Raw genomic sequence first — 4,609 nt, 5'->3', positions numbered from 1 at the left:
GATCCTGGCCGACGACGTGCGCCTTCATCCCGATCGCGAGTTCGATGCTGCGCCGGAACGCGGCGCTGTGCGGGTCCACCGCGGCCACCGGGTCGGCCTCGATGAGCTCGAGGATCTCGGGGGCCCAGATGAACCCGGCCTTGACCACCTCGGCGAACCCGGCGACGAGTTCGTGTGCCGAGAGGGAGTCGAGCAGGTCGAGGTCGCACAGCACGGCGCGGGGGGCCCAGAAAGCGCCTACGAGGTTCTTCCCCTCGGCAGTGTTCACCCCGGTCTTGCCGCCCACGGCCGCGTCGACCATGCCGAGCACGGTCGTCGGCACCTGCACGACCGCGACACCGCGCAGCCAGGTGGCGGCGACGAAACCGGCGAGGTCGGTGACGGCTCCCCCGCCGAAGCCGACGACCGCGTCGGTGCGCGTGAAGTCCGCCTGGCCCATGACCTGCCAGCAGAAGGCGGCGACCTCGATGCGCTTGCCCTGCTCCGCGTCGGGGATCTCGGCCAGCAGCACCTCACGGTCGCCGGCGAGCGAGGCGCGCAGCGCCTCCGCCTGCGCGGCGAGGGTCGGCGGATGGATGACGAGCACCTTGCGGGCAGCCGGCGGGAGGAGCTCCCCGAGGGACGAGAGGATGCCGCGTCCCACCGTGATGTCGTAGGTCGCGTCGCCGCTCACCGAGATCGTGGTCGCATCGCTCATGCGCGTTCCCCTGAATCCTCTTGGGCCCAGGCGACGATCGCCTCGACGACGTGCTGCAACGGTCCGTGCGAGGTATCGAACGTCGCGTCGGCGAGCCGCTCGTAGATCGGGCGACGCGCTGCGGCGATCTCGCTCCACCGCGCGAGGGCATCCTCTGCCTGCAGCAGCGGGYGGTCGGTGGCGTGGATGCGGCCGGCGACGACCTTCGCGTCGACCGTCAGCAGCGCGACCCGGTGCGCGGCCAGGTCGGCCTGCGTCTGCGGGTCGAGGACGGCGCCTCCGCCGAGCGAGACCACACCGCCGGCGGCGAGACCCTGCGTGACGGCCGCCCGCTCGAGGGCCCGGAAATGAGCTTCGCCGTGCTCGGCGAAGATCGCCTCGATCGGTCCGTGGGCGCGGACGACCGCGATGTCGGTGTCGAAGAAGCCGACGCCGAGCGCTTTGGCGACCTTGCGGCCGATGCTCGTCTTGCCGGCGCCCATGGGACCGATCAGCACGAGGGCTCGCGCGGTCATGCCTCGGTGAGCGCGGTGTCGCTGACCGTGGCCGTGCGCAGGCTCTCCGGGATCGCGGCGAGGTACGACTCGAGGTTGCGGCGGGTCTCGCCGACGCTGTCGCCGCCGAACTTCTCCAGCACGGACTCGGCGAGGACGACGGCGACCATGGCCTCCGCGACCACGCCCGCCGCGGGAACCGCGCACACGTCGGACCGCTGGTGATGGGCGGCCGCGGTGTCGCCGGTCGCGACATCCACCGTCCGCAGGGCGTGCGGGATGGTCGCGATGGGCTTCATCCCGGCGCGCACGCGCAGGACGGTGCCGGTCGACATGCCGCCCTCGGTGCCGCCGGCGCGGTCGGACGACCGCGTGATGCCGCCGTCGGTCGCGAACAGCTCGTCGTGCGCCTGGGAGCCTCGGCGCGTCGTGGTGAGGAAGCCGTCGCCGACCTCGACGCCCTTGATCGCCTGGATGCTCATGAGCGCCTGCGCGAGCTTGCCGTCGAGGCGCCGATCCCAGTGCACGTGCGAGCCGAGTCCGGGCGGCAGTCCGAACGCGAGCACCTCGACGACACCGCCGAGCGTGTCGCCGTCCTTGCGGGCAGCATCGACCTCGGCGACCATCCGCGCGCTCGTCGCGGCGTCGAAGCAGCGCAGCGGATCGGCGTCCAGCGCGTCGACATCATCCGGCCCTGGCAGAGCGGAGTCCTCCGGGACGCGCACGGGGCCGATCGAGAGGGTGTGGCTGACGAGACGGATGCCGAGCTCGGCCAGGAACGCGCGCGCCACGGCGCCGAGCGCGACGCGCGCGGCGGTCTCGCGGGCGCTCGCACGCTCGAGGATGGGCCGCGCCTCGTCGAAGTCGTACTTCTGCATGCCGACGAGATCGGCATGTCCCGGCCTCGGCCGGGTGAGGGCGGCGCTGCGTCCGCGAGACTTCTCGGTGAGCTCGACCGGTTCGGCGCTCATCACCTCAACCCATTTGGGCCACTCGGTGTTACCGATGCGCAGCGCGATCGGGCTGCCGAGGGTGAGTCCGTGGCGGACGCCGCTCGAGATCGTGAGCTCGTCCTCCTCGAACTTCATGCGCGAGCCGCGGCCGTAGCCGAGCTTGCGACGAGCGAGGTCGGCCTGGATCGCGGCACGGGAAATCGGCACGCCGGAGGGCAGGCCTTCCATGATGGCGACGAGTTCGGGGCCGTGGGATTCGCCGGCCGTGAGCACGCGGAGCATTGCTCTAGTCTCCCACGACCGCCTGGCGCATCGCGGCCAGGACGGCCGACTCGTCATCGAGGGGAACATCGACCTCGCCGCCGACGAAGATCCGCACCTGCAGGAGCGCCTGGTGCACCAGCATTCCGAGACCCGACTGGGCGGTGCCGCCCGCGCGCTGCCACGCCTGGGCGAGCACCGTCGGCCAGTGTCCGTACACCACGTCCAGCAGCAGTCCCCCGGAGTCTGCCAGCGCGCCGGCCGCGGCATCCGGGATCTCCGCATCACCAGGGACGGTCGAGATCGTGAGGGGCACCGGCGCGTGCCCGGGCGCGGTGAAGGGCACTGCGAGCACGACGACGCCGAGCGCGTCGCCCACCGCCTGCAGCGGCGCGACGGCGGCGGGTCTGCGTGCCACCACCTCCACGTGGTGGGCGCCGAGTTCGGCGACCGCCACGATGGCAGAGGATGCCGTCGCACCGGCGCCGACGACCCGCACCCGATCGACGCTCTCGATGCCCGCCTCGCCGAGTGCGCGCATGATGCCGCCGATGTCGGTGTTGAAACCGCGGACGCCCTCGGGCTCGAGAAGCAGCGTGTTGACCGCGCCGGTGAGCTCGGCGCGACGGTCGCGAATGCCGGATGCCGCAAAGGCGCAGGCCTTCAGCGGATACGTCAGCGACAGGCCGCGGAACGATGCGTCGAGGCCCCCGAGCTCACGGTCGAAGGTGTCGGCGGACACCCGTCGACGGTCGTACGACCACGGCATGTCGAGAACCGCGTAGGMGGCGGCGTGCAGGGCGGGCGACCGGCTGTGCTGGATCGGGTCGCCCCATACCTCGAGCTGCCGCCTACGCGCAGTAGGAGGCATTCTCGCTCTTCGCGCACCACTCCCGCAGTTGATCGACGGCCTTGAGATGCTCGTTGTACGTGTCGGAGAAGATCGTCTCACCCGTGGCCAGGTTGACGGCGACGAAGTACAGCCAGTTGCCGTCGGCCGGGTTGCGGGCGCCTGTGATGGCATCCTCACCGGGGTTGCTGATCGGCCCTGGCGGAAGCCCGAGGTGCACGTACGTGTTGTAGATGTTCGACTCGTCGGCGCGCTGCTCGTCCGTCGTCCACACCGTGCCGGTCACCCCAGCCCCGTAGGCGACGGTCGCGTCGGACTGGAACGGCATTCCCTCGTCGATCCGGTTGAGGAACACCCGGGCGATCTTGTTCATGTCAGCCGTGTCCGGGCCGGATTCCTTCTGGATCACGGAAGCGAGAGTGAGCACCTGGAGCCGGTCGGACTCCGGCACCCCGAGGGCATCGAGACGGGCGAACGTCTCATTCACCATGCGAGCGAGCACATCGTGCGCGGTGACGCCCGGATCGAAGGTGTAGGTCGCAGGGAAGAGGAAGCCCTCGATGCTCGGCGCCTCGGCCGGAACGCCGAACTGGGTGTAGTTGGCGGCCTCGGCCGTCAGCTCGTCGAGGGAGATTCCCGTCACATCGGCGATCCGCTGCAGAGCATCGGCCGCGATGAGCCCCTCGGGGATGACGACGGTGTTGTCGATCTTGTTCGCAGGATCCTGCAGCGCCGCGAGGGCGGCAGCGGAGGTCATCTGCTTCTGCAGCGTGTAGACGCCGGGATAGAAGGTCGGATTCTGGGCGGTGTCGACGAGCATCGCGTAGAACGCGTCGGGCGTCTTGGTCACCCCGGCTTCGTACAGCGAGTTCGAGATCGTGTTGCCGTTGTCGCCTGAGGCGATCGTGACGAGGGCCTCGCCATTGGCCTGCCCCTCGGCATAGTCCTTCGGCTCTTCCCAGCCCATGAACTCGCGGATCTTGGCCTCGTACGTGTTCCATACCCAGAGGCCGCCCGCGGCCACGCCGCCGAAGAGCATCAGCACGACCGCGAGCGCGATCCATCCGCCGATCCGGCGGCGTCGCTTGTTCGGACGGGGTGGCACCTGGCCGAGGGTATCCGAAGAACCCGTGCCGTTGAACAGATCGTCGAAGTCGTCGCGGTGCGGCGTCGCGTCGGGCGCCTGCTCCGTGATGACGCGGTTCCCGCCGGTCCGGCTGTACGGCAGCGCAGGCGCTGCGCCGTTCGCGCCCGCGAACGGCCAATCGTCCGGGTCGGACTCGGTCGACAGCACCGTGGTCGTCGCAGACTGCGGTGCGGCCGTGCGGGCCGCGGCCGCCGCGTGCGCGGTGCC

5 protein-coding genes are annotated in these 4,609 nt (G+C 70.7%); all 5 read right to left on the bottom strand.

What is annotated here, in order from left to right; translation table 11 throughout:
• Positions 1-697: 3-dehydroquinate synthase family protein (locus AC1DVT_RS18055; protein ID WP_477390530.1), on the bottom strand; the 697-nt coding region annotated here is incomplete at its 3' end.
• Complete coding sequence (locus AC1DVT_RS18050) at positions 694-1,212, bottom strand: shikimate kinase (protein ID WP_477390528.1); 519 nt, start codon at positions 1,210-1,212, stop codon at positions 694-696. The genes AC1DVT_RS18055 and AC1DVT_RS18050, both read right to left, overlap by 4 nt.
• Positions 1,209-2,426, bottom strand: a complete 1,218-nt coding sequence (aroC, locus tag AC1DVT_RS18045) for a chorismate synthase (RefSeq protein ID WP_477390527.1) — start codon at positions 2,424-2,426, stop codon at positions 1,209-1,211. Before aroC ends, AC1DVT_RS18050 begins: the two co-directional genes overlap by 4 nt.
• Before the next feature lie 4 nt (positions 2,427-2,430).
• Positions 2,431-3,276: a shikimate dehydrogenase gene (locus AC1DVT_RS18040; protein WP_477390525.1), complete on the bottom strand. Its 846-nt coding sequence runs from the start codon at positions 3,274-3,276 to the stop codon at positions 2,431-2,433.
• A partial coding sequence (gene mltG, locus AC1DVT_RS18035) for an endolytic transglycosylase MltG (protein ID WP_477390523.1) occupies positions 3,257-4,609 on the bottom strand: 1,353 nt, incomplete at its 5' end. The genes AC1DVT_RS18040 and mltG, both read right to left, overlap by 20 nt.

The organism is Microbacterium sp. P2_F9 (genome assembly GCF_056403635.1).
The sequence above is the reverse complement of the archived record's forward strand: the minus strand, read 5'-3'. Positions and strand labels throughout refer to the sequence as shown.

Coding starts and splice junctions, on each gene's coding strand:
- aroC (WP_477390527.1), bottom strand. CDS start 2,426: ATGCTCCGCGTGCTCACGGCCGGCGAATCCCACGGCCCCGAACTCGTC.